The organism is Oleiphilus sp. HI0080, from assembly GCF_001635135.1.
The window spans coordinates 1-1,585 of sequence record NZ_LWFU01000633.1 but is presented as its reverse complement, the minus strand read 5'-3'; the positions used below and the strand labels follow the sequence as shown (position 1 = coordinate 1,585).

At 47.6% G+C, this 1,585-nt stretch carries 3 protein-coding genes; all 3 read left to right on the top strand.

What is annotated here, in order from left to right:
• The coding region (locus A3751_RS13855) for a hypothetical protein (RefSeq protein ID WP_156492464.1) at nt 1-280 on the top strand (280 nt) is incomplete at its 5' end.
• Between the two features lie 13 nt (nt 281-293).
• Nucleotides 294-1,250: a ketopantoate reductase family protein gene (locus tag A3751_RS21845; protein WP_197466351.1), complete on the top strand. Its 957-nt coding sequence runs from the start codon at nt 294-296 to the stop codon at nt 1,248-1,250.
• The coding region (locus tag A3751_RS13845; RefSeq protein ID WP_156492463.1) for an ROK family protein at nt 1,234-1,585 on the top strand (352 nt) is incomplete at its 3' end. The genes A3751_RS21845 and A3751_RS13845, both read left to right, overlap by 17 nt.

Below are 1,585 nucleotides of genomic sequence, written 5' to 3'. Positions count from 1 at the left end.
TGATGATCTACCAATGTGCGCCACCCAACTTGTTGGAAAAATGGAAGTGCTTGTTCCGATGGCAGGTCTGATCAACGTAGAAGCCGAACTTGCCCGCTTAAATAAAGAGGTTGGCAAAGCCGAGGGAGAAATCAAGCGGCTTAAAGGCAAACTTGGTAACGAGAAATTTGTCAGCAATGCACCGGCCGATGTGGTTGAGAAGGAGCAAGCAAAGCTTGCCTCAGCTGAACAAAGCCTATCCTTACTGGCCGAGCAAATGGATAAGATCAAAACAATGTAAGGAAGCCTATCAATTGATTGGAATTTGTGGGGCGGGCGCGATAGGCAAATTGTGGGCTTATCGGCTCGGCGCTGACAACTGCTTATTTATCTCGTCGCGAAAAACGACAAAAGGCGAGATATCTAAAGCACGCCATAACATTGATTTTGAAATCACTAAGAGCCACGACGCCGATGGAGAGTCTTCGCAACTGAGCATCCCTTTGCTTAGCGTCACTGAGATTACGCACAAGACGGTGCACCTGAATGCCGTGCTCATTTGCACCAAAAGCTATGATGCGCTAGAAGCCGCCTTGTGTCTCGACAAAGCGCTCCGTGCATCCATTCCCTTCGTGCTATTTCAAAACGGACTGGGCAGTCATCAACGTATCGTTGGGAATCTGAAAACAAGAAAAGTCTTCGCCGCAAGCACAACATCTGGCGCAAACATCAATACTAACGGCCAGCTCGTGCTGGCGGGAGATGGCGACACGCTCATCGGCGCATTAAGTCACCACAGCGAGGGTATCAGCAGTAAGAGAATAAAAGAGCTGCTTACCCAAAACCTAAATAGAGAACCCTCCCGCGACCACCAAGTAGAATATTCTTCGAATATTGAGCCTATACTATGGAAAAAACTAATCATTAACTGCGGCATCAATGCCTTCACCGCTCTTGAAAATGTTCCAAACGGAGAGATATCCCAGACACAAACCTTCAGCACGCTATGGCAAGAACTTATTCGCGAACTCAGCTGTTTAGCGCCGAAAGCCGGCATAAATGCATCTGAAAAAGAGATCGAAACACTTATACTTGATGTAGCAAAAAACACGGGTAACAATATCTCGTCAATGTTGCAGGATGTGCGTGCGAACAAACCGACCGAAATTGATGACATTAACGGCTACGCCTGCAAAATATTGCGACAGCAAAACTGCTCAGCTCACGCTAATCAGGAGCTAACCAGGAGAGTTCATGCACTTAGGGATTGATCTTGGCGGCACAAAAATCGAAATTATCGTGCTCGATAATACCAATCAGGTTCAGCACAGAAAGCGCATCGCGAGCCCTCGCGACTCATACCAACAAACCTTGTCTGCCCTCGTCGATTTGGTTGAAGATGCCGAAGATAAGGTTGGTCAGCGTTGTAGCGTGGGAGTTGGAATACCCGGAAGCCTGTCTCCATCGACAGGGTTGGTTCAAAATGCAAACTCTACCTGGCTTATCGGGCACCCTCTGAAACAAGATTTAGAAAATTGCCTTCAGCGAGAAATTAAAATCGCCAATGATGCAGATTGCTTTACGCTCAGCGAAGCCTGCGACGGTG